Source organism: Deinococcus radiopugnans ATCC 19172 (assembly GCF_006335125.1).
Classification (GTDB): Bacteria; Deinococcota; Deinococci; order Deinococcales; family Deinococcaceae; genus Deinococcus; species Deinococcus radiopugnans.
The window spans coordinates 1-22,557 of sequence record NZ_VDMO01000027.1 but is presented as its reverse complement, the minus strand read 5'-3'; the positions used below and the strand labels follow the sequence as shown (position 1 = coordinate 22,557).

The window sequence follows — 22,557 nt, the reverse complement described above, 5'->3', positions numbered from 1 at the left end:
CCACCTCAGATTCCCTTGAGTCTTCACTGATCTGATTGACGGTCCCCGCACATAGAGATACGCTTGCGGACGAATACCCTCAATTCGTGGCCGCCACGGCCTGTCGTCCGGTCATGGCCTGCATCCACCGCCGCATGGCGCGCTGCGGTCCTGCCGCGCCCCTGTTCTCAGGAGGTTCACCGTGATGATCCACCCCACCCGTTCCAGAAGTTTTTCCGGTCACGGCGCGGCCGTGCTGGCCCTGCTCGCCCTCGGCGCCGTTCAGGGGGCCGGGGCCCAGGGCTACAGCGGACCCAAGGTGCAGCTCACCTTTCTGCACGGTTTTACCGGACCGGACCGGCCGGTGATGGAAGGGCTGATCAAGAAATACAACGACAGCCATCCCAACGTGCAGGTGCGCGGTCAGGCGCAGCCGTGGGGCACCACCTGGCAGCAGCTTCCGGCGCTGGTGGCCTCGGGCAAGGCCCCGGACGTCGTGGTGATCAACGAGGACCAGATCACCAACTTTGTGGCGCGCGGGGCGGTCTCCCCGCTGGCCCCCGCCGAGTTGAAGGCGGCCGGCATCGACAAGACCAACTTCTTCGGCCCGCTGTTCGCCACCGCCGACTACAAGGGCCAGTCCTACGGCGTGCCGATTTCAAGCGTTGCCTACGTGATGTTCTACAACAAGGACCTGATGAAGAAGGCCGGCCTGGACCCCAACAAACCGCCCCGCACGCGCGACGAATTCCTGAAGGCCGCGCTGGCCTGCACCGTGGACAAGAGCGGCAAGAAGGCGGGCGAGACGGGCTTCGATCCCAAGGCCCTCGATACCTGGGGGGTCAGCCTGTACAACAACTGGGTTGGCGCGCGTGCGGCCTACGCCGCCATTCTCCAGAACGGTGGTCAGATGGTGGACAAGGACCAGAACGCCGCCTTCAACTCGCCGCAGGCGGTCAGCGCCGTGCAGTTTCTCGTCGATCTGGTGCAAAAGCAGCATGTGGCGCGGCCTAACAGCACCGAGGAGGCTGAGCTGGCCGCCTTCAGTCAGGGCAAGGTGTGTTTCTTTCCCAGCGGGCAATGGTACCTGGACCGCTTCGAGCAGCAGAAGATGAACTTCGGCGTGACCTTCATGCCGCGCGTGGGCGGCACGGTCAAGGACGCGGCCTGGGGGGGATCGAGCCACCTGACCCTGCCCAAGCAGCGCTCCGGTTACGACGCCAACAAGCGCAAGGCCGCGCTGGACTTCATGGCCTGGATGACCCAGCCCGCGCAGAACCTGACCTGGACCAGCACCGGCAGCCTGCCCACCCAGGCGGCCGTCGCCAAGAACCCCACTTTCGCCAAAGCGCCCATTGGCGGCATTTTCGACCGTTTGAACAGCGTGTACGCCACCAGCGGCTATCCGTGGGTGGGCCAGGTGATGGGGCCGTTCGATCAGGCGTGGGAGGCCGCCTACCTGGGCAAGAAGCCGGTGGCGCAGGCCCTGAACGACGGCGTGAAGGAGTCCAACAAACAGATCGAGCAGGCCCGCAAGAACTTCCAGTAACACAGGCGGCGGCCCGGTGCCTTTGCCTCTGATGTCGGGGCGAGGGCGGCCGGGCTTCCTGCGCCCGGCGTCCATGATGACCGGCGTCCACGTTGAAGCGTGACTGCGCGAGGTATCCCGTTCATGACCATCACCCAAGCGTCCGCCCGGACGAGCACGGCCCGCGCCCCCACACCGCGCCGCCGCGTTCCGCTGGAACCCTACCTGTACCTGCTGCCCCACGCGCTGCTGTTTTTCCTGTTCACGGTGTACCCCATCGGTTACGGGCTGTACATCAGCCTGCACCGCTGGGACCTGCTCAACCCGGTCAAGGCCTTTGTGGGCTCCGAGTTCTACCGCAACCTGTTCACGCCCGGCACCCCGCAGGCCGATTTCTTCTGGAAAACGCTGTGGAACACCACCTTCTTCACCATGGTCAGCGTGCCGCTGCTGCTGTTTGCGGCGCTGGGGCTGGCGCTGCTGCTGCACCGGCCCATCTTCGGGCGCATCTTTTTCCGGGCGGTGTTCTTCATGCCCGGCATCCTGACGGTCTCGGTGATGGGCATCCTGTGGCGCTGGATGTTCGACAACCAGATCGGGCTGGTCAACGCCGCGCGCGAGGTGCTGCTGGGCGCCCCGCCGATTCCCTGGCTGTCCACCGAGGGGCTGGCCTGGGTGCCCATCGTGATCGGAACGGTGTGGTGGACGGTGGGCTTCAACATGACGCTGTACCTGGCCGCGCTGGGCAACGTGCCCATCAGCCTGTACGAGGCGGCCTCGCTGGACGGCGCGACACCGTGGCAGAGTTTCCGCTTCATCACCCTGCCGCTGCTGGCCCCGGTGACGCTGTTCGTGTTCGTCACCACCGCGCTGGCGTCGTTTCAACTGTTCGGGCAGTCGCTGCTGATCACGAACGGCGGACCGAGCCGCTCGACGCAGAGCGTGATCCAGTACATCACCGAGGAAGGCTTTACCAACGCGCAGTATTCCAGCGCCGCCGCCATGGGCTTTGTCTTCGGGCTGATCATGCTGATCTTCACCGCCGCGCAGTTCGGCCTGATGGCGCGCGACGTGAAGGGGGGCGAGGGATGACCGGTGCTGCCCCCACCACCGCCCGGCGGGTCCGCCGCCGGATGCCACGTGATCTGCCGCGCTTCGTGCTGCTGTGCGTGCTGGCACTGATCTTTCTGGCCCCGGTCTACTGGATGATCTCCACCTCGTTCAAGACCGAAGCCGACGCGATCTCGCTGCCGGTGCAGTGGATTCCCACGCGGCCCACCCTCGACAACTACCGTGAGGTGCTGACCTCGCCGGACGGCAACATCCTGCGCTGGACCGGCAATTCACTGTACGTGGCGCTGGCCTTTACCGTGCTGCACGTCGGGCTGTGCGCGCTGACCGCCTACCCGCTGGCGCGCATGCGTTTTCCGGGGCGCAATGCCTGGTTCTGGTTCATCCTGTCCAGCCTGATGATTCCCGGCATCGTCACCCTGATTCCCACCTACATCATGATGCTCAATTTCGACTGGATCAACTCGTACCACGCGCTGATCTGGCCGGGGCTGAGCGGGGTGTTCGGCGTGTTCCTGCTGCGCCAGTTCTTCCTGGGCATTCCGCGCGAGCTGGAAGAGGCCGCGCGGCTGGACGGCGCCAACAGCCTGCAGATCCTGTGGCGGATCATCCTGCCGCTGAGCGTTCCCTCGCTGGCGACGCTGGCGGTGTTCGCCTTTATGGGCTCGTGGAACAACTTCCTGTGGCCGCTGTTCACCGTCACCGACGTCGACAAGATGACGCTGCCGGTGGGCATCACCACCTTCTCGCAGAGGTACGTGACCGAGTACGGCAAGTTGATGGCCGCCACCACCCTGGCGGCAGTGCCCGCGCTGATCGCCTACCTGCTGGCGCAGCGCTTTCTGGAAGCGGGCCTGTCCACCACCGGCCTCAAGGAGTGAGTATGTCGCGTTTTCCAGTGCTTCTGGGTCTGGGCCTGACGGCCACGCTGCTGTCCTCGGCGTCCCAGGCCGGTGGCGGTCATGTCCCGGTGACTTCAAATCCGGCCCGCCCCGCTGCGGCCCGCCCAACGACAGCCACCCCTACCCCGGCCAGCGCCGCCACGTTCCGCAATCCAGTGCTCGACGAGAACTTTCCCGATCCGGGCATTCTGCGCGTCGGCAAGGTGTACCACGCGTATTCCACCAACGGTGGGGGCGCCAACGTGCCGCACGCGGTCAGCCGTGATCTGGTGCACTGGGAGGTGACCGGCGACGCCATGCCCGTGTTGCCCCCGTGGGCCATCGGGGGGCGCACCTGGGCCCCCGAGGTCACGCAGATCGGCGGGGGCTTCGCGCTGTACTTCACCGCGCTGGACGAGGCCAGCGGCCGCCAGTGCATCGGCGTGGCGACGGCGGCCTCCCCGGCGGGGCCATTCAGGGATGCCAGCCGCAAGCCTCTGGTCTGCCAGATCGGGGAGGGCGGCAGCATTGACGCCAGTCCCTTCAAGGACGCCGACGGCAAGCGCTACCTGCTGTGGAAAAACGACGGCAACTGCTGCAGCCAGCCCACCAATCTCTACCTCCAGCCGCTGAGCGCCGACGGCCTGAAACTGACCGGCAAGGCCAGCGCCCTGATCCAGAATTTCCAGCTCTGGGAGGGCAACGTGATCGAGGCCCCCACCCTGTACCGCGCGGGCGGCGTGTACTACCTGCTGTATTCCGCAGGACCATACGACAGCGACTTGTACGCCGTGGGCTACGCCACCGCACCGCGCGTGACCGGCCCCTACAAGAAGGCCCCGGAAAACCCCATTCTGGTCAGCAAGGGGGAGGTGGCCGGGCCGGGCCACCAGACCGTGGTCACCGACGGCGCGGGCAAGACTTGGCTGGCCTACCACGCCTGGACCGCCCCCCTGACGTCCGACGCCGTGGGTGGCTACCGCAGCCTGCGCCTGGATCCGGTGACGTTCGCCGGGGGGCGGGTTAAGGTGGCGGGGCCGACCCTCACGCCGCAACGGGCGCCGACGCCATGAGCGATCCCGATTCAGCCGTCTCGCTGCCGCCCGGCCCGCTGTATTCCGGCGACTTCGCCGATCCCTTCGTGCTGAACGTAGACGGCACCTACTACGCCTACGGCACCGGCCAACACGGGGAGCTGGGGAGGCGGGCCTTCGAGGCGCTGTCCTCGCCGGATCTGGTGAACTGGACCCCGCACGGCGGCGTGCTGGAGCCTCTGAGCACGGAGCGGATGGACTACTGGGCTCCCGAGGTCGCCCGCGCGAACGACACTTTTTACCTGTACTCCTCGGTGGGTCACGGTGATCAGGGCCACCATCTGCGGGTGGCAGCGGCAGCGCACCCGCTGGGGCCATTCGTGGACCGGGGCCTGAACCTGACGCCGGACGAGCCGTTCGCCATTGATCCTCACCCGTTTCAGGCCCCGGACGGAACGTGGTGGCTGTTCTTCGCGCGTGACAATCTGGGCAGTGCACGCCCCGGCACTGTGCTGGCCGTCGCCCCGCTGCACGACATGACCCGGCTGGGCGACGCGCAGACCATCCTGCGCGCCAGCGGCGACTGGCAGCGTTACCAGGCGGGGCGGGCCATGTACGGCGGTGTGTACGACTGGCACACCCTGGAGGGGCCCTTCGTGCTCTTTCGAGACGGGCTATTTCACCTGCTGTACTCGGGCGGCGCGTGGATCAACGAGAGCTACGGCGTCGGCCACGCGGTCGCGGACCACCCGCTCGGCCCGTGGACCGAACCCGTGCCGGGGGCGAACGTGCTGCACAGCGCCGGAACGTTGCGCGGCCCCGGCCACACCAGCGTCACCACCCTGAACGGCCAGGACGTCCTGATCTTTCATGCCTGGGACGCCGGGCACACCCGGCGACAACTGCACGCCGCCCCCCTGCGCTGGAAAAATGGACGCCCCTGCGCCATGCCTCCAGTGTCCTGAGGCTTCGCACTGGAGTTCGCTGCAGATCCGTGTCCACGGAGTTGTCCGGCCTTCGGGTCTGACCTGTCGGCTTCACCTGGGCTGTTCGCCCCGGTGGGGCTGCCTGGGGTGGGAGGCGCTGCCAGCCCATGCAGCCGCCTGCGGGGGTTGGGGGCCGCCGTCCAGTCGGGCACTGTCGAGTCCCGGAGGAGGTGCAGAATACGGGCAGGCCAGAAGTCACTCGCAGTGGGCCGCCCGGAAACCCAGACGCGGTGAGAGACAGGGCCACAGCAGTCTGGGCAAAGATGAGAGCGGTTGGCGACCGCCATATGGGCAGTGGCGTGTGCTGTAGAGCCCTTCCGCTGGCTTGGTTTGCTGTCCGCTCGGTGCCTCAATCTGCCTTAGTGCTGCCTTCCAGATGGAAAAATCCCATCTGGGCACCCTGTCCCACCGGTCTGCGTGTCCTCTTGGTATACGACAACAGGCAAAGGCCAGCGCAGAGGAAAAAACCACCCCGTCGCCAGATGCTGTGCATGGCCTGGAAGTCACCCATATGCAACGAGAGCAGGTGCCAGAACGGACGGGGGCCGGTAGAGTCAGACCGTGCGCCTACGACTCCCGACCGCTGACATCGTTCTTGACCATCCCCGAATAGCGCGCCCGCCACTGGACGCGGCGTGATCCCCTGGGTGCCGCTGGCCCGCGCCCCCATTCCTGGCACGCAGCAGGAGCTGTGCCTGTACCGCCATGGAGACCAGCTGGAGTTCTCCATTCAGATCTCGGGCTATGTCAGCGAGTTGATGAACAGCCGCATGCACGCCTCCGAAGACGCGCTGGCCGAACTGGGCTGCGCGGTGATCGCCAGTCGCCCGGCGCCGCGCGTGCTCGTCGGGGGCCTGGGCATGGGCTTTACGCTGGCCGCCGCCCTGAAGGCGCTGGGGCCAGACGGCGTGGTCACAGTGGCCGAACTGGTGCCGGAGGTCATCGAGTGGAACCAAGGCCCGCTGGGCGAGTGCGCGGGCTTTCCGCTGAATGACCCCCGCACCCACGTTCATGTGGGCGACGTGGCCGAGCTGCTGCGGCGGGGTCAGGCCGCCTACGACGCGGTGCTGCTGGACGTGGACAACGGCCCCGAGGGCATGACGCACCACGGCAACGGCTGGCTGTACTCGCCGCCCGGACTGGCCGCCGCGCAGCGGACCCTGCGGCCCGGCGGCGTGCTGGCCGTCTGGTCCGCCACCCCGGATGACCGCTTTACCCGGCGACTGCGGCAGGCAGGCTTCGAGGTCGACGTGCGGACGGTGCGCGCCCGGCCCGGCAAGGGGGCACGCCACACCATCTGGCTGGCCCACCGGCCGCAGCGGGCCGCCGCTGCCCTGGCCCCCTCCCCACCGCGGGTCCGGCGGCAGCGAAAGCTCCGGACCTGAAGGAGCCGCTCCTTCTGCTGATTTGCCGCCGTGACCCCTGACGGTTCGCCGGGGCCACCCCTCCAGCTCCACGGCGGCAGCGAAGCCGGGGCGTGACCTCATTCCGCCCAGCGCAAGACGGCTGTGAGACCCGCTCAGCTAGAGTCCCTGCTGTGGATCTCCGTTCCAGGCTGCGCCCGTCTGTTCCTCGCCCGGTCTTTTCGGGGAGATCAGCCCGTCCCAGACCACGCCGCACTGCCGCCTTTCTGGTGGCGGCCACTTTCCCGGCACGCCGCGCGGACCCCCCGATGTCTGTGATTTCACCCATGCGTGCGGCTCCAGCCGGTAGGGTTCAGGTCGAATGAGTGTGGCTTCACGTGTACGACACCTTCGGCTGCGGACTGCGGTTGACCCTGCCCAGCGGAAAACCGGTGGCGCTGATGACGCTGCGCCCCGTGCAGGAACTGCTGGACACCGTGTCGTTTTACCAGCGCGTCCTGGAGGAACTGCCGCTGGGCCTGACCGTGCAGGACCCGGCAGGCCGGTACGTCTACATCAATCCGCACGCCTGCCCCGATGCCGAGCGGCGGGCGCAGGCCCTCGGCTGCACCGTCCATGAGGTGCTGGCCGCCGAGGGTAGACCCGAAGCCACCGCCCTGGAGCGGGAGGCCCACTTTCAGCTGGCCGCGCAGACCCGCGCGCGGGTCGAGTGGCAGGAAGCGTCCACGCGCCCGCATCTGGACGCGCCGCAGCTGACCCACCGGGTGGCCGTGCCGATCTTCGAGGACGCCAATGGCCCCCTCAGTCTGATGCTGTGCTTCGCGCGCGACGTGACGTTCACGGCGTGGCAATCGGAACGGTTGCAGCTGCTCGAGAGCCTGATTCAGGTGTCGGCGGACCCGCTGGCCATTCTGGACGTCCGGCCCGGCCCCACCTACCGCCAGATCATCCACGCTAACCCGGTGCTGCGGCAACTGGACGACGACCCGCCCGGCGCCCAGATTCACCCCTTTCACGCCGATCCGCTGGCCTGGGTCAGTGGGCCGCGCGACCGGCAGGTCATCGAGAACGTCCTGGAGGAGTTGCGCCACCACACCGCTGCCATTCGGATGGAAGACGTGCATCTGCCGGACCTCGACCTGTGGTTCGAGGTGTCGTTTACGCCGGCGTACCTGACCCCGGACCAGCTCACGCACTGGACCGTGGTGCTGCGCGACGTGACCACCCGCCGGCGCGAGCGGGCCTTCTTGCAGAACTTCATGGCGGCCACCCTGGCGGCGCTGCGGGACGCCCCGTTGCCGGTGGCCATCAACCAGATGCTGCGCGGCATGCAGCAGGTCCTGCCGTCCTGGACCGCCGTGCTGATTCTCGCCGAGGGAGAAACGCTGCAGGTGTACGGTGACCGGCTGCCTGACGGCGTGTGCCGCTGGATCGGCAGCCGCTCGGCGGAGCAGTTGCGCGGTTTCTGGGCGCAGCACGATCCACAGCGTCTGGGACGGACGCTGACCACGCACGATCCGTTCGGGGCGTACGATCAGGCCGCCGGATTCCAGACCTCGACCGGGCTGGCGCTGTACGACTCGCAGCGGACCCTGCTGGGCACGCTGGCCCTGCTGCATCCTGATCCGCTCACCGTGCCCGATCAGGCCAGCGAGGTGCTGAGCGGCGGCGCCGGCCACATCGCGCTGGTGATCGAGCACCACCAGCAGCGTCAGCAATTGCAGTGGCTGGCCTACCACGACCCGCTCACCGGACTGCTGAACCGCAGCGGTTTCGCGCGGCAGGCCGCCTTGACCCTGACCCAGGCCGGCGAGACCGGCGGCGCCCTGGCCCTGGGCGTACTTGATCTCAACCGCTTCAAGACGGTCAACGACAGTCTGGGGCACGCCATCGGTGACCGGCTGCTGCAGGCCTTCGCCGGGCGCCTGCGGGCGGTGGCCGGGCACCTGCCCTTGCAGCATCTGACCCGGCTGGGCGGCGACGAATTTGCGTTCGTGATCGGCGAGCCCGCACGGATGGACGAGGTGAGCGCCGCGCTGTCCGGGATGCTGGGCGAACCCTTCACGCTGGAGGGCCGGCTGGTGCACATCGGTCTGGCGCTGGGCTGGAGCGTGTATCCGTCCACCGCCGCGGACCTCGAGACGCTGCTGCAGCAGGCCGACAGCGCCATGTACGTCGCCAAGCGCACGGGCCGCGCCGCCAGCGTATACGCGCCCACCACCCGCCCCAGCATCTTCGGTTTCGAGCTGGAAAACGCGCTGCACCGGGCCATCGAGGAGGATCAGCTGTCGCTGGTGTACCAGCCGCAGGTGTCGGTCGCGGACCGCCGCATCGTCGGCGTGGAGGCGCTGCTGCGCTGGGTCCATCCCGAGATCGGCAACATCGCCCCCTCGGAGTTCATTCCCATGGCCGAGAGCCTGGGGCTGATGGACCGCCTGGGCCGCTGGGTCTTCGAGCGCGCCTGCCGGGACGCGGCCCGCTGGCCCGATCCGGACCTGACCCTCAGCATCAACGTCTCGGTGCTGCAGGTGCAACACCCGCAATTTCAGGCAACGCTGGAGGCCGCCGCGCGGCGTCACGGTCTCGGTCCCCACCGGCTGATCATCGAACTGACCGAAACCGCGCTGGTCAGCGATCTGGCGGGTCTGCAGTCCACCCTCGAGCAGGTGCGGGCCTGGGGCGCCCGCGTCTCGGTGGACGATTTCGGCACCGGCTACTCCACCCTGCTGTTCCTGCGCCAGCTGCAGGTCGACGAACTCAAGATCGACCAGTCGTTCATTCAGGATCTGGGCCAGCCGGACAAGGCGGGGCGGGACAGCTGCGCCATCGTCGGGGCGACGCTGACGCTGGCCGCCGCGTTCGGACTGGGCGTGGTGGCCGAGGGGGTCGAGACCGAGCAGCAGGCGTCGCTGCTGCGCGACATGGGCTGCCCCAGCATGCAGGGCTGGCTGATCGCGCCGGGATTGACCCAGGCCGAATTGCTCCGGCGCCTGGAAAGATAGCTCGCCGCAGCACACCGGCCGACGCGGCCCACCCCGCCAGCCGTTCGTAGAGGTTCGTCTGCCCTGAGTCTCTTCTGCCCTGAGCCTCTTCTTGGAGCGCCTCCCCGGTCACGCTAGAATGCCCCTCTAATGGCAGGTCACAGCAAATGGTCCCAGATCAAGCGCAAGAAAGGCGCCAACGACAAGAAGCGCAGCGCGATGTACAGCAAGCACATCCGCGCCATCGGGGCGGCGGTCCGCTCGGGGGGCAGCGGTGACCCCTCGGGAAATCTGGCGCTCAAGAACGCCATTGCGGCGGCCAAGACCGACACCGTGCCGGTGGACAACATCGACAACGCCATCAAGCGGGCGCTGGGCGCGGAAGCCGGGGCCGCCGAGTTCAAGGAAGTGACCTACGAGGGCTACGGCCCCGGCGGCACCGCCATCTTTATCGAGGCCCTGACCGACAACGTCAACCGCACCGTGGCCGACATCCGCGCCGTATTCAACAAACGCGGCGGCTCGCTGGGCACCAGCGGCAGCGTGGCGTGGCAGTTCGAGAAAAAGGGTGTGCTGCTGCTGCGCGACACCGCCGAGGCCGTGCAGGAAATCGCCATCGAACACGGCGCGGAGGACATTCAGGAATCCGACGAAGGACTGGAGATCAGCACCGGCCCGGCTGACCTGTACGCCGTGCAGGAGGCCCTGAGCGGCGCGGGCTACGAGATCGAGAACGCCGCGCTGACCATGGTGCCCAACGTGCTGGTGGCCGTGGAAGGCGACGACGCCCGCAAGCTGCTGGTGGTCATCGACGCGCTGGAGGAACTGGACGACGTGCAGAACGTGTATTCCAACGCCGATCTGCCGGAGGATGAGGAAGAAGCGTAACCGGACCCACCCCGCTTTCAGGAGAAAGACATGCCCAACAGAGCCGTGTCGGTGCTGGACTTCGTGACGGCGGTGCAGGCCAGCGTCGCCCGGGACTTTGGCCGTGAGGGCGGCGATCCCAGCGCGCTGGTGGTGCAGCACATCGAGCTGGAGCTGAAAACGGTACTGTCTGAAAAGGCGGGCGGCGGCTTCGAGTGGCGGCTGGTCACGGCCACGGGAGAGGCGACCAGCGCCCAGACCCAGACTCTCTCGCTGTGCTGGGAGCGCAAGGCGCCGGAAAAGACCGCCACCACGGAAGCGCTGCCCGCCGATCTGGAGTACCAGCTGATCACCGGCCTGAGCGCCCTGCGCATCGGGGCCGATGAGTGGACGCGGCTCTCCCGCAACCTGCCCTTTCAATCGGTGGGCGGGCAACTGGTCTTCGCGGTGGCGGTCAGGGAGGACGGCAGCCTGTACATCGGCAAATTTGGGGGTGGCGCGGGCCAGGAACGGCTGCACACCGTAACCCTGAAACTGGCCCCGCTGGCTGCACCGGACGCTTAAAGCACCAGCGCCCGCGCGTGACCCCCCAGCCGGTCCCACAGCGTGAAGGCCGCGCGGGCACCGGGGCGGATGTGGCCCTCGTCATCCCAGCCCGCCGCCATCGCGGGGCCGCGCGTGTGCGCCCACAGAACGTCCTCGGCGGACATGGCCTCGTGCGGGGCCAGCTGCCCGCCGCCGTCGTCCACCCGGGTGACCGCTGCGGCGAAGCTGGCCCGCGGATCGGGGGCCGCCACCGGGGCGTCGCTGCCGAAGGCCAGAATCGCCCCCGCCTCCATCAGGGATTTGAAGGCGTAGCTGCCGTCCGCCAGATGCGGCATCAATTCGCGGATCATGGGCGCGTCGGCCTGCAGGTGGATGGGCTGCACGCTGCACACCAGGCCCCGGTGGCGCGCGATGTCCTCGGGGCGCAGGTGCTGGGAATGCTCGATTCGCAGGCGCAGGCCCCTTGCTTCGGCGGCGGCGCGCAGATCGTCGTACACGTTCAGCACCTCGGTATTGGCCCGGTCCCCGATGGCGTGGGTCACGGGGGTCAGCCCCAGCGCGATGGCCTCCAGGCCACGCTCGCGAATCAGTTCGGGCGGGTCCAGGGCGATGCCGGTGCCGGAGCCGTCCGCGAATCCCGGCGCGTGCAGCCAGGCAGTGCGGCTGCCCAGCGCGCCGTCCGCGAAGAACTTGACGCCGCCCCACCCGAACAGCCCGCCCGTGCAGGGGCCGAGCCCCAGTTCGCGGGCCGCGTCCAGACGGGTGTGCGGCAGGCAGGCCCAGACCCGCAGCGGCAGCTCGCCGCGCGCTGCCAGCGTCTGCAGGGCGCGCGGCGCTCCGGGCGATTCATAGGCCATCGTGTGCGTGCTGACGTAGCCGCGCGAGGCCAGATCGTCGGCCCCCACCCGCGCCGCCGCCAGATATTCGGCCTCGCTGGGTTCAGGCATCACGGCCGACACCAGCCCGCTGGCCTGTTCCAGCAGGCAGCCCAGCGGGCGCACGATCTGGCCGCCCTCGGGGTCCGGGGTGGCCTCGGTGATGCCGGCGGCGCGCAGGGCGGCGCTGTTGACCCAGGTCATGTGCAGATCGCGCGAGTACAGCTGCACCGGGTGGTGCGGGCTGACCTCGTCCAGCAGCGCCGCCGTGGGGTAATCACCGAGCCCCAGCTCGGACAGCAGAAAGCCGCCGCCGCGAATCCAGGTGCCGGCGGGCGTGTTCATCGCCACCTGCCCAACTCTGGCCTGCACCTCCGAGATGCTGCGCGCGCTGTGCAGATTGATCTGCGACAGCGAGAAGCCGTAGGCCACCAGATGGGTGTGCGCGTCGCACAGGCCCGGCGTCAGAATCAGGTCGCGGTGATCCCGCACCTCGGCGCGCGGCGCCAGCGCCCGCAACTCCGGGAACTCGCCCACCGCCAGCACGCGTCCGCCGCCGACCAGCACCGCCCCGGCACGCGGCAGCGTCTGGTCCTGGGTGATCACCTGGGCCTGGATCAGCGTCAGTGGAGCCGTGGTCAGTGGAGAGGGCATGGTCGGCAGAGTAATACAGATGCGGGCCGCCACCGGGTGAGGCGGCCCGGTCATGGCAGCAGGCGGCTTTCCCCTGCTGGCCCACCCGCCCATGAGCTTTCATCCATGTGGTCCTCACCCGTCTGTTAGACTGCCGGATATGCCCCGCATTCTCGTGGTGGATGACGACGCCGCCATCCTCAAACTCGTCAGCGTGATTCTCAGCCGCGCCGGCCATGAAGTGCGGACCAGCAACCATCCGGTGGAGGCGCTGGAACTCCTGAAGGTCTTCACCCCCGATCTGGTGATCAGCGACGTGGTGATGCCGTACATGACGGGCCTGGAATTTCTGGAAAAGCTGCGCGAGCACGAGCAGCACTCGGCCATTCCCTTCATGCTGCTCAGCAGCCACGCCGAGCGCGGCGACGTGCGCCGGGGCATGAACCTGGGCGCGGACGACTACCTGCCCAAGCCGTTCACGCCGCAGGACCTGACCACCGCCATCGACGCCCGGTTGCGCCGCGCGGGCCTGACCCTGCAGGCCGAGGGCGGCATGCAGGCCAAGGCGCTGGGCACCGCGCAGGTGGTCTGGCAGGGCACGCCGGTGTCATGGGTCAGCCGCAAGGCGCTGGAACTGTTCTTCTTTCTCCTGGAACACAAGGAGGTCACCAGCTGGGAGGCCGCCGAGGCGCTGTGGCCGGAAAAGGACGAGGCCCGCGCCAGTTCGCTATTTCACACCACCCTGCACCGCCTGCGCCGCAGCCTGAGCAGCGAGACGGTGGTCAGCGCCAACCGCCGCTACGCGCTGGCCGGCGACCTGAATCCCGAATACGACGTGTACCGCTACGAACTGCTGGCGACCCAGGCCGAACACGGCAGCCTGGGCCTGGAGGAAATGCGCGAACTGACCGGGCAGTACGGCACCTTCCTGCCCGGCGCGGACAGCCCCTGGGTGGACGACGTGCGCGCCCGGCTGGAGCAAAAGCAGATGAGCGTCCTCAGTCTGGCCGCCCGCGCCGCCACCGAGGCGGGCCGGTCCAAGGACGCCGCGCAGTTCCACCAGCGCGCCCTGGCCATCGATCCCATGAGCGAGATGGACTGGCAGGGTCTGGCCCGCGCCCTGGACACCATCGGCGACCCCCGCGCCCGCCTGGCCGCCCAGCGCGAGGCGTGGTGGGCCGTGGACCTCGACTGAGTCAATCTCGGTCAATCTCGCCTGGGCCACTCTCGACTGGCTGAGTCTTAACTGGAGCACCCACGCTGGAGCCCCTGGGCTGGGCAGGAGCGTCCGGCGCACGGCCTGCCCCATCGACTGGACAGGACACGCAGCCCGGAGTGTGTGAGAACGCCCCTGAAAACATTAAGTTTGTCGGGCGGTCGGTGCTAGACTTCCGCTGTGTCCTTCCCCAGCCTCTGGTCCTATCTGTTGCTCCTGTTGGGCACCGGAACCGTGGGTTACGCCGCCTACGCCCATTACCCTGGCCTGATGGCGGGGGCCGGCCTGCTGTTGACCATCGGGGCCTGGTCCCTGGGCATGGCGTGGCGCTGGGCCGCCGTGCTGGCGTACGTGGCAGCGTTTGTGGCCTCGCTGGTGCTGGCCGGCCAATCGGCCACCCTGCAGGAACTGCTGGGCGCGCTGCTGATGATCGGCGGCCTGGGCTACATCATCTTGCGGGAACAGAGCACCGAACGCGAGCTGGCGTGGCAGCGCAACACCGTGGTGGCGCTGCGCAACGGCAGCGAGCGGCTGGCCGAGGCCCGGGACGATCAGGGCATCATCCGCGCCGGCATCGGCATTCTGAGCACCCTGAAAGTCGCGCCCAACCTGGCCTTCGTGGCCTACCGGCAGGGCACGCCGTACATCCTGGCGGCCAAGGGCGCCTACGAGGCGTTCCTGGAACGGCCGATCCATCCCAGCCACAACGACAGCCGCAGCGTGCAGGCCGACCACTGGGTGGCCGAGGAAGCGCTGGACCTGCTTAAGAAGCCGCAGCGCCGCCGCTACCACGTGGCCCCGGTGTTCGGGCGGGCCTCCAACCATCTGGGTGTCCTGATCCTGACCCGCGACACCGACGTGGATTTTGACGAGGAGGAAACCTCGGTGGTGGCCGCCTTTGCCCGGCTGCTGGGGGCACAGCTGGGGCAACTGGGCGCCATCCGCGAGCTGCGCGACGCCAACGACCTGACGCTGCGCTCGCTGGGCGCGGCCCTGGAACGCCGCGACGACGATACCGGCGGCCACACCACGCGGGTGGTCAGCATGAGCCTGCGGCTGGCCCGCCGCCTGGGCTGGGACGAGGAACAGGTGCGGGCGCTGCGCTGGGGCGCGTACCTGCACGACCTGGGCAAACTGGCGATTCCCGACCAGATTCTGCACAAGCAGGGGCCGCTGGACACCGCCGAACGTCAGGTGATCCAGACCCACACCACCGTGGGCTACGAGATGCTGCAGGACCTGCACTTCCTGCCCGCCGAGACCCTGGATCTGGTGCGCTACCACCACGAGCGCTGGGACGGCACCGGGTACCCGGCCAGCCTGCGCGGCCAGAACATCCCCGAAACGGCCCGGCTGTTCTCGATTGTCGACGTATACGACGCGCTGTCCAACGCGCGCCCCTACAAGCCGGCCTGGACCCGCGACCGCGCCCTGGCTGAGATCCGCTCGCAGGCCGGGCGGCAGTTCGATCCGCAGTACGTGGACGCCTTCCTGCGCATGATGGCCGAGCAGGACGACGCCGTGATCGTCAGCTGAACCCGCCGTCTTAAAGCCTGTCGCCCCCCGCCCCCAGCAGCGACAGCAGCAGCGCTGGCACCGCCCCACGCACCCCCAGCGGCGAATCGGTGCCGCGCGCCAGTACAGTCACCACCGCGCCGGAGCTGAGATTGAACCCTAGCCCCGTGCGGGTGCCACGCGCCAGCCCGTCGTGCCAGCGCACCTCGCCGTCCGGCCCAGAACCTCTTGCCCCGGAGACCATCCAGCCGGGGGTCACGCCGCCGATGTGGCGGGGCAGGCCGGGGGGCCGCAACACCTGGGTGGGGGGTGCCGCCTGTCGCATCTCACCGAAGACCAGCAGATCTGTCGCCGTGCCGAACAGCCCGCCCGCCCCGGCCAGTGGGCCGAAGCCGGTGACATTCGGGCCGCCCAGCAGGCCCGTCGGCCGTACCACCGCGCCTCCTGGGGTCAGGGTCACGCCCAGCCCCAGCGGCCCGGTCACCCAGCCGCACAGCGCCCGCCCGTAGCCTGCCGCGCTGGCTTCCTCGCCCGCCGCGTGCGCCAGGGCCAGGGCCAGCAGGCCCACGCCCAGGTTGGAATACGCAAAGCGTGGCGAGCGTGTCACCTGCGCCCCACCCAGACCAGACCAGCGCCGCGCACTGGCGATCACGTCGGCGGCGGCCATCCCGCCGTAGGGATCGTGGAAGCGCGTGAACACCGTGACCACCGCCCGCGCCGGGTGCATCGGCAGGCCCGCCGTGTGGGTGGCCAGCGCCAGCGGGGTCAGGTGCGCGGGCAGGCGGCGCAGCGGGCCGCCCAGGCTGGACAGTGGCGCACTCCAGTCCAGCCGCCCGGCCTCCACCAGCGCCCCGGCCAGTGCCGCCGTGAACGGCTTGGTCACGCTGGCCAGCTCGAAGAGGCCGCCCGCGTCCACGCCACCCAGCGGCACCGTCACGGTCTGGGCGCCGCGCGAGACCGCCAGCACGCCGCCGCGCCGGAAAACGCTGCGGGTCAGCCCCAGCAGCGGGCGGGCGTCCACGTCCAGCACCGCCGAGACGCGGGCCAGCGCCTGTTTCACGGGATCGCGGCGGAACATGGGCGCAGGGTAGCGCTCCAGCCAGCGCACCGTCCGGTCGGGCGGCGGGGAAGGGAGCCGGCGAACGCCCCCGTTCTCATTGCGCCGCCGTACCATAAATCTCGCCCTCAGCGGGCACCCGGCTTCGCGTCTGCCGTCTGCCTGACCTGCTCCGGTTCATCCTGACAGGCAGGGCAAAACCGACCTCGCAGGCGGACGCTGAAGCCCCAGACGCAGGAGCAGGCCCACCCGCCGCCGCGTCCCTTCGCCAGCCTCTCTTTCCCGGCCCCACGGCCGGGCAGCCCAAGGAGAAAGCCGCATGTCGACCAGGACAGCCGCTCAGATGGTTCAGGAGGCCAGGCAGCGCGTACACAATCTCTCGGTGGATCAGGTGGCCGCCGAACTGGCTGGCGGGGACGTCCTGCTGGTGGACATCCGGGAGCCGGGTGAATCGGCCCAGGGTGGCGCGATTCCAGGCGCCGTGGCCGCGCCGCGCGGGATGCTGGAATTCTGGGCGGATCCCAGCAGTCCCTATCACCGCCAGGAGTTTGACCCCCAGCGCCGCGTGATCCTGCACTGCGCCTCGGGTGGCCGCTCGGCCCTGGCAGCCGACACCCTGCAGCAGATGGGCTACACCAACGTGGCCCATCTGGACGGCGGCCTCAAGGCCTGGGCCGAGGCCGGACAGCCGGTCTCGCGGGCCGAGGCCGCAGCGGGCGGCCAGCAGGACTGAGCCGGTTTGCTGTTCAGGTCGTGATCGGCACAGAGCAGCGCGGCCTCTGCCTTCCCCGCCACCGTCCTGTTCCTTCCCGCGCTGCTCCTGCGAATGCGGATTGCCCTGTGGCAGACACAGGGCAATCCGCATTCGCAGGAGGCGCGTGTGTCCGGGCGATCAGGCCAGGACGCTTCCGGAGATGTCACGTTCCGTCGGCTGTTACCCTTGGCCTATGCCAACTCCAGAGCAGGCCCCGGCCTCACCGGCGCAGCCGCCCGTTGCCACGCGGGAACAGGTCATCCACGACATCCACGGCGAGCAGCGGCCCGACGACTACCACTGGCTCAAGACGCGCGGCAAGGCCGACGCCGGGGTGCTGGGGTATCTGAACGACGAGAACGCCCATCTGGACGCGGTGATGTCGCCGCTGCGCGAGACGCAGGCCACCATCTACCACGAACTGCTCTCGCACGTGCAGGAGGACGACGAGCAGCCGCCCATTCAGGACGGCGACTGGCTGTACTTCACCCGCACGCTGGAGGGTCAGGCGCACCCGGTGTTTCTGCGCCGCCCGGTGGGCGGGGGCGACGAGCAGACCCTGCTGGACGTGAACGCCCTGAAGGAGCGCGAGGAGCTGGACAACGTGTGGGTGTACGTCACCCGCGCCAGCCCGGACGGACGCTACTGGGCCTACCTGATGGACAAGACCGGGCAGGAGGTCTGGGAACTGCGCGTGCTGGACACCCAGACCGGGGAACTGGCCGAGGCCCCGCTCACCGGCCTCAGCGGCTGGACGCTGGCGTGGCACGCGGAGGGCCGCGCCCTGCTGTACGCCACCGAGGACGCCACCCAGCGCCCCGACCGCGTCTGGCGGCACGTGCTGGGCCAGCCGCAAAGCGCGGACGAAGCCCTGTTTCAGGAGGCCGACCCCACCTTCCGCGTGAGCGCGTCGCTCTCGGAGAATGGGGAGACGCTGCTGATCGTCAGCGCCGCCAACATGGCGCAGGAATGGCTGGCGCTGGACGCCCGCGACGCCACCGCCCGGCCGACGCTGATCCTGCCGCGCGAACGGGGCACCGAGGTCACCCTGACCGACGGCGGCGACCACTGGCTGGCCCTGACCAACGCCGGGGACGCGGAGGAGTTCAAGCTGGTGCGGCTGCCCAAGCAGGGGGCGATCAGTCTCCAGAACGCCGCCGAGGTGCTGCCCTACACCCCCGAGCGTTACCTGACCGGAATGCACCTGTTCAAGGAGGATCTACTGCTGTCCGGGCGCGAGGACGGCTTCACGCGCCTGTGGGTGCTGCCGCGCACGGCCAGCCCCGACGGACAGGGCGGCTACGGCGCGGCCCGCCGGGTGGATTTTCCGGAAGACAGTTACACCGTCCGCATCGGCGGCAACCGGGTCTTCGACACCGGGACGGCCCGCCTCCTCTACACCAGCCTGACCCGCCCCACCGAACATCTGGATCTCGATCTGAACACGCTGGATACAGCGCTGGTCAAGGCCACGCCTGTGCCCAACTACGATCCCGCCCAGCACGTCTCCGAGATGGTCTGGGCCACCGCCCCCGACGGCGAGCGGGTGCCGGTGAGCGTGGTGCGCCGCCGCGACACCGCCCTGCCCGCGCCGACGCTGCTGTACGGCTACGGCAGCTACGGCATTCCGGTGGATCCGGCGTTTTCCATGTCCCGCCTGCCGCTGCTGGACCGGGGCTGGGTGTGGGCCATCGCCCACATCCGGGGCGGCTCGGAGCGCGGGCGGCGCTGGTACGACGCGGGCCGCCTGGCATATAAAATGAACACCTTCACCGACTTCGTGGCGGCGGGCGAACACCTGCGGGAAGCGGGCCTGGCGACCGAGTTGGTGGCGATGGGCCGCAGCGCGGGCGGGTTGCTGATGGGCGCGGCTGTTAACCTGCGTCCAGAGTTGTGGAAGGCGGCCTTCGTGGGCGTGCCGTTCGTGGACGTGCTGAGCACCATGCTGGACGCCAGCATCCCGCTGACCACCGGGGAATACGACGAGTGGGGCAATCCCAACGAGCCGCAGGCCTACGCTGTCATGCGCGCCTACAGCCCCTACGACAACCTGAAGGCGGGCGTGTACCCGCACCTGTTCGTGTCTACCGGGCTGAACGACCCGCGCGTGGCGTACTGGGAACCGGCCAAGTACGTGGCGCGGCTGCGGACGCTGAGGGAGCCGGGCAGCGGCGTGCTGGTGCTGAAGACCAACATGGGCGCGGGCCACGGCGGCAGCAGCGGGCGCTACGACGCCCTGAACGAGGCGGCCGAGGAATACGCCTTCGCGCTGGCGGCGGTGAACGGAGAATTGCAGGGCGAATGAATTCCGGGTTGGGGCGGCGGACCGGACAGAACGCGGTGTCATCAGCGGACAGGGCGTTCGGGACGGTGGCCCACGCAGTCCTGCCCCTCAGCGTGGGGCGGGGGCCAGATCGCGCAGCGCCCAGCGCAGGCCCCAGGCGGTCACGAAGCCGGTGGCCGCCAGCAGCAGCCACGGCAGGGCGGGCAGGCCCAGGCTCGCCCCCATGTCCACCAGCCAGCCGCCCAGCACGCTGCCCAGCGCCCCGCCTATCCCGAGGCTGATGGCGCTGAAGCCGAAGTAGCTGCCCAGTTGCTCGGCAGGCGCAAAACGGGCGGTCAGGGTCTGCTGGGTGGGGTAGACCAGCATGGTGCCCAGGCTGTACAGCCCCACGCACAGCAGCAGCGCGCCAAACGTGGAGGCCAGCGCCATCAGGCCCAGCGCCAGTCCCACCGTGCCCACCGCCAGCGTCAGCACCGTGCGGACGCGCAGGTAACGCTCGGCCAGGCGCAGCAGCGGGTACTGCAGCGCCACCGCCAGCCCCGCCGACACCGCGTACAGCGGCCCCGTCGCCTGTGGCCCGGCCAGCGCGATGGCCTTGAGGGTCACCGCCACGTTGATCTGGGTGCTGAGCAGAAAGTAGCCGATCAGCACCAGGGTGAAGCGGCGAAACGGCACGTTGGTGGCGGCGGCCCACAACCCCGCCATGCCGCTGCCCGGCGGACGCCGTGGCGGGCGCACATGCGGCAGGGTCAGCCCCATCACGGCGGCGGCCACCAGATACACCGACGCCGAGGCCAGCGCCGCCACCTGAAAGCCCAGCCCCAGCAGCGCCGCGCCGATCAGCGGGCCGGTCACCATGCCCAGGTTGCCCGAGATGCTGGTCAGGCTGAACAGCCGCGAGCGGTGGGCCGGGTGGGTGACCGCCGTGATCGCCGCGTTCTTGGGCGCGTCGAACAGCCCGCCGCCGATTCCCGCCAGCAGCGCCGAGGCCAGCAGCACTGGAAGCGTGCCGCTGAAGGCCATCCACGCGAAGCCCAGCGCCCGCAGCACGCAGCCGGCCAGGATCAGCGGCTTGGGGCCTATCCGGTCGGCCCACGCCCCGCCCAGCACCGTCAGGCCCTGCTGCGTCAGCTGCCGCAAGCCCAGCACCAGCCCCACGCTGGCCGCCGCCCAGCCCAGCCCACCGGACTCGGGCGAACCGGCAAAATGCACCGTGACCAGCGGAATCACGGCGAAGAACCCACCCCACATCAGGAAGTTTGACGCGATCAAGCCCAGTTGCGCTCCCGACAGGCGCAGAGGTGGCGGCGGGGCGGGTGGGGCAGGCACGGCGACGGTCACTCCACCGCCTCCCTGGTCGGCTGACCGTTCAGATGGACCCCTCGAAGCGGTCCCGGTACACCACGTAGGCCAGCCCCAGGGTCGCCAGGGTGCTGACCAGACTGCTCAGGCCGTAGCTGATCAGCGGCAGCGTGATGCCGGTCAGCGGCAGCACGCCCAGCGCCGCCCCGATGTTCTCCAGCGCCTGAAAGCCCACCTGGCCCAGCACACCCGCAAACAGGATCTGGTCCTGCAAACGGGGTGAGCCCGCCGCCATCCCCGCCAGCCCCCAGAACAGCAGCCCGTACAGGACCAGCACGGCCAGACCGCCCACCAGCCCCTGTTCCTCGGCCCAGGTGCTGAAGGCAAAATCGGTGTGCGCCTCGGGCAAGAAGCCGTTGTGCGACTGGCTGCCCTGCTTGTATCCCTTGCCCTGTACGCCACCTGAACCCACCGCGATGGTGCTCTGAATGACCTGATACCCGGCCCCGCGCGGGTCCTGATACGGATCGAGGAAGATGGTCAGCCGCTTTTGCTGGTACGGCTCCAGATGCGGATACACCACCGTGGGCACGGCGGCGCCCACCAGAACCACCGCCAGCAGCGCGTGCCACCACGGAATGCGGGCGGCCAGCAGCATCACCCCGAAGATGACGCTCAGAACCAGCGCCCCACCGATGTCCGACACGGCCACCAGCCCCACGGCCGGCAGGAAGACGGCAAAGGCCCACAGGTAGGACCGGAGTCCCCGGTACCCGGCGCGCAGGGCCACGGCCAGCATCAGGATCACGGCAAATTTCAGGATTTCCAGCGGTTGAAACTGAATGGGGCCGATCTCGATCCAGTTGCGCTGTCCGTTGACCTCGCGGCCAATCACAAAGGTGCTGGCCTGGAGCAGCAGCGCCGAGCCGTAGACCCACGGCGCGAAGGCGTAGATGCGGTCCCGGCCCGCCCACCACAGCAGCGCCAGCGGCAGGGCGGCCAGCGCCACCCCAATCAGCTGCTTGCTAAAAATGCCCGGCGCGGCGCGCGGCGACAGCGCGGCGGTGCTGACCGTCATCAGGCCCACCAGCAGCAGCGCCGCGATCACCAGCGGAAAACGCAGGTCGTACTTGAAGGCTTCCCTCACGCCCACAGGCTACGGCACAGACCGGCCCGTGAGGTGGCACTCCCGGCGCGCGACAGGCAGAGTAAGCCCATGAAGTTCAAGAACCGGAGGGAAGCCTGGGTTTCGGGTCTGGTGTTCGGCGTCGGGCTGGGCATGCTGCTGGGCGCGGCCACCAGTCTGGGGCTGGCGGTGGGCGCAGGCATCGGCGTGATCGTGGGCGTGGGCCTGGGCGCCTACTGGAGCCGGGGGCTGCCGGGCGCATAGACCGCCGCCTTGACGGCGCACTCACGGTCAGGCCACGGCCTACCGCTAGAGCATTTGTCCGAATTGCCGCATCAGAAAAAAGACTTCTGATGCCTCCATTCTCCCAAATGCTCAGCACAATTCACTCACTCCGTTCGGTCAAAAGCAAACAGCACTTTTGACAAATGCTCCTCTGTACCGGACATCTTCGAGTTGAGGCTGTGCTGGACGGGAAATCCCTGAACGTGTGACAGGTTGCGAATCGGCAGGATAAACGGCGGTGTTTTGGGTGTGTGACGACTCCAAAACCCGCCG

Annotated in this window: 18 protein-coding genes; 14 read left to right on the top strand and 4 right to left on the bottom strand. The window is 68.9% G+C overall.

The window, feature by feature from the left end:
- The first annotated feature begins 184 nt into the window (after positions 1 to 184).
- The 9 genes from FHR04_RS17745 (at position 185) to FHR04_RS17705 (ending at position 11,255) form a co-directional block, all read left to right on the top strand.
- Entirely contained in the window at positions 185 to 1,528 is a 1,344-nt protein-coding gene (locus tag FHR04_RS17745; RefSeq protein ID WP_139404583.1) for an ABC transporter substrate-binding protein, read from the top strand.
- A gap of 123 nt (positions 1,529 to 1,651) precedes the next feature.
- Complete coding sequence (locus tag FHR04_RS17740; RefSeq protein WP_139404561.1) at positions 1,652 to 2,599, top strand: carbohydrate ABC transporter permease; 948 nt, start codon at positions 1,652 to 1,654, stop codon at positions 2,597 to 2,599.
- The gene (locus tag FHR04_RS17735) at positions 2,596 to 3,459 is read left to right on the top strand and encodes a carbohydrate ABC transporter permease (protein ID WP_139404560.1); all 864 of its coding nucleotides are present in this window, start codon (positions 2,596 to 2,598) and stop codon (positions 3,457 to 3,459) included. Before FHR04_RS17740 ends, FHR04_RS17735 begins: the two co-directional genes overlap by 4 nt.
- Before the next feature lie 2 nt (positions 3,460 to 3,461).
- Entirely contained in the window at positions 3,462 to 4,532 is a 1,071-nt protein-coding gene (locus FHR04_RS17730; RefSeq protein ID WP_139404559.1) for a glycoside hydrolase family 43 protein, read from the top strand.
- Positions 4,529 to 5,458, top strand: coding sequence for a glycoside hydrolase family 43 protein (locus FHR04_RS17725; protein WP_139404558.1), 930 nt, complete (start codon positions 4,529 to 4,531; stop codon positions 5,456 to 5,458). Before FHR04_RS17730 ends, FHR04_RS17725 begins: the two co-directional genes overlap by 4 nt.
- 656 nt (positions 5,459 to 6,114) lie before the next feature.
- Positions 6,115 to 6,864, top strand: a complete 750-nt coding sequence (locus FHR04_RS17720) for a spermidine synthase (protein WP_211344214.1) — start codon at positions 6,115 to 6,117, stop codon at positions 6,862 to 6,864.
- 344 nt (positions 6,865 to 7,208) lie between these two features.
- Positions 7,209 to 9,845, top strand: coding sequence for a sensor domain-containing protein (locus FHR04_RS17715; protein ID WP_139404557.1), 2,637 nt, complete (start codon positions 7,209 to 7,211; stop codon positions 9,843 to 9,845).
- A gap of 129 nt (positions 9,846 to 9,974) precedes the next feature.
- Complete coding sequence (locus FHR04_RS17710; RefSeq protein ID WP_039685534.1) at positions 9,975 to 10,712, top strand: YebC/PmpR family DNA-binding transcriptional regulator; 738 nt, start codon at positions 9,975 to 9,977, stop codon at positions 10,710 to 10,712.
- Between the two features lie 30 nt (positions 10,713 to 10,742).
- Positions 10,743 to 11,255: a trypco2 family protein gene (locus FHR04_RS17705; RefSeq protein WP_139404556.1), complete on the top strand. Its 513-nt coding sequence runs from the start codon at positions 10,743 to 10,745 to the stop codon at positions 11,253 to 11,255.
- Here FHR04_RS17705 and FHR04_RS17700 read toward each other — a convergent pair.
- On the bottom strand, positions 11,252 to 12,766 hold the full coding sequence (locus FHR04_RS17700) for an amidohydrolase (RefSeq protein ID WP_139404555.1): 1,515 nt from the start codon (positions 12,764 to 12,766) through the stop codon (positions 11,252 to 11,254). The genes FHR04_RS17705 and FHR04_RS17700 overlap by 4 nt on opposite strands.
- Positions 12,767 to 12,905: 139 nt before the next feature.
- Between FHR04_RS17700 and FHR04_RS17695 the strand changes: the two genes are divergently transcribed.
- Positions 12,906 to 13,940 carry an AfsR/SARP family transcriptional regulator gene (locus FHR04_RS17695; protein ID WP_039685540.1) on the top strand — a complete coding sequence of 345 codons (1,035 nt, stop codon included), beginning with the start codon at positions 12,906 to 12,908 and terminating at the stop codon, positions 13,938 to 13,940.
- A 201-nt stretch (positions 13,941 to 14,141) separates the two neighbouring features.
- Entirely contained in the window at positions 14,142 to 15,497 is a 1,356-nt protein-coding gene (locus tag FHR04_RS17690; RefSeq protein ID WP_311734742.1) for an HD-GYP domain-containing protein, read from the top strand.
- 10 nt (positions 15,498 to 15,507) lie between these two features.
- On the opposite strand, the gene FHR04_RS17685 is transcribed toward FHR04_RS17690, so the two are convergent.
- The gene (locus tag FHR04_RS17685; protein WP_139404554.1) at positions 15,508 to 16,554 is read right to left on the bottom strand and encodes a serine hydrolase domain-containing protein; all 1,047 of its coding nucleotides are present in this window, start codon (positions 16,552 to 16,554) and stop codon (positions 15,508 to 15,510) included.
- A 298-nt stretch (positions 16,555 to 16,852) separates the two neighbouring features.
- Here FHR04_RS17685 and FHR04_RS17680 point away from each other — a divergent pair, with 298 nt between their 5' ends.
- On the top strand, positions 16,853 to 17,266 hold the full coding sequence (locus tag FHR04_RS17680; protein ID WP_039685545.1) for a rhodanese-like domain-containing protein: 414 nt from the start codon (positions 16,853 to 16,855) through the stop codon (positions 17,264 to 17,266).
- A 214-nt stretch (positions 17,267 to 17,480) separates the two neighbouring features.
- Positions 17,481 to 19,592 (top strand): S9 family peptidase, encoded by a 2,112-nt coding sequence (locus FHR04_RS17675; protein ID WP_139404553.1) that lies wholly within the window; start codon positions 17,481 to 17,483, stop codon positions 19,590 to 19,592.
- 87 nt (positions 19,593 to 19,679) lie between these two features.
- Here the strand turns inward: FHR04_RS17675 and FHR04_RS17670 are convergent, their stop codons facing one another.
- Complete coding sequence (locus FHR04_RS17670; RefSeq protein ID WP_249039201.1) at positions 19,680 to 20,912, bottom strand: MFS transporter; 1,233 nt, start codon at positions 20,910 to 20,912, stop codon at positions 19,680 to 19,682.
- Between the two features lie 28 nt (positions 20,913 to 20,940).
- The gene (locus FHR04_RS17665) at positions 20,941 to 22,020 is read right to left on the bottom strand and encodes an FtsW/RodA/SpoVE family cell cycle protein (protein ID WP_245616342.1); all 1,080 of its coding nucleotides are present in this window, start codon (positions 22,018 to 22,020) and stop codon (positions 20,941 to 20,943) included.
- 69 nt (positions 22,021 to 22,089) lie between these two features.
- On the opposite strand from FHR04_RS17665, the gene FHR04_RS21060 reads away from it, so the two are divergent.
- Entirely contained in the window at positions 22,090 to 22,263 is a 174-nt protein-coding gene (locus tag FHR04_RS21060; RefSeq protein WP_156123254.1) for a hypothetical protein, read from the top strand.
- The last annotated feature ends 294 nt before the right edge of the window (positions 22,264 to 22,557 follow it).

Excerpts from the sequence above, each read along its gene's own strand:
- FHR04_RS17745 (WP_139404583.1), top strand. The coding sequence starts at position 185 with ATGATCCACCCCACCCGTTCCAGAAGTTTTTCCGGTCACGGCGCGGCC.
- FHR04_RS17675 (WP_139404553.1), top strand. The coding sequence starts at position 17,481 with ATGCCAACTCCAGAGCAGGCCCCGGCCTCACCGGCGCAGCCGCCCGTT.
- FHR04_RS17730 (WP_139404559.1), top strand. The coding sequence starts at position 3,462 with ATGTCGCGTTTTCCAGTGCTTCTGGGTCTGGGCCTGACGGCCACGCTG.
- FHR04_RS17685 (WP_139404554.1), bottom strand. The coding sequence starts at position 16,554 with ATGTTCCGCCGCGATCCCGTGAAACAGGCGCTGGCCCGCGTCTCGGCG.
- FHR04_RS17695 (WP_039685540.1), top strand. The coding sequence starts at position 12,906 with ATGCCCCGCATTCTCGTGGTGGATGACGACGCCGCCATCCTCAAACTC.
- FHR04_RS17700 (WP_139404555.1), bottom strand. The coding sequence starts at position 12,766 with ATGCCCTCTCCACTGACCACGGCTCCACTGACGCTGATCCAGGCCCAG.
- FHR04_RS17705 (WP_139404556.1), top strand. The coding sequence starts at position 10,743 with ATGCCCAACAGAGCCGTGTCGGTGCTGGACTTCGTGACGGCGGTGCAG.
- FHR04_RS17710 (WP_039685534.1), top strand. The coding sequence starts at position 9,975 with ATGGCAGGTCACAGCAAATGGTCCCAGATCAAGCGCAAGAAAGGCGCC.
- FHR04_RS17680 (WP_039685545.1), top strand. The coding sequence starts at position 16,853 with ATGTCGACCAGGACAGCCGCTCAGATGGTTCAGGAGGCCAGGCAGCGC.
- FHR04_RS17725 (WP_139404558.1), top strand. The coding sequence starts at position 4,529 with ATGAGCGATCCCGATTCAGCCGTCTCGCTGCCGCCCGGCCCGCTGTAT.
- FHR04_RS21060 (WP_156123254.1), top strand. The coding sequence starts at position 22,090 with ATGAAGTTCAAGAACCGGAGGGAAGCCTGGGTTTCGGGTCTGGTGTTC.
- FHR04_RS17735 (WP_139404560.1), top strand. The coding sequence starts at position 2,596 with ATGACCGGTGCTGCCCCCACCACCGCCCGGCGGGTCCGCCGCCGGATG.
- FHR04_RS17740 (WP_139404561.1), top strand. The coding sequence starts at position 1,652 with ATGACCATCACCCAAGCGTCCGCCCGGACGAGCACGGCCCGCGCCCCC.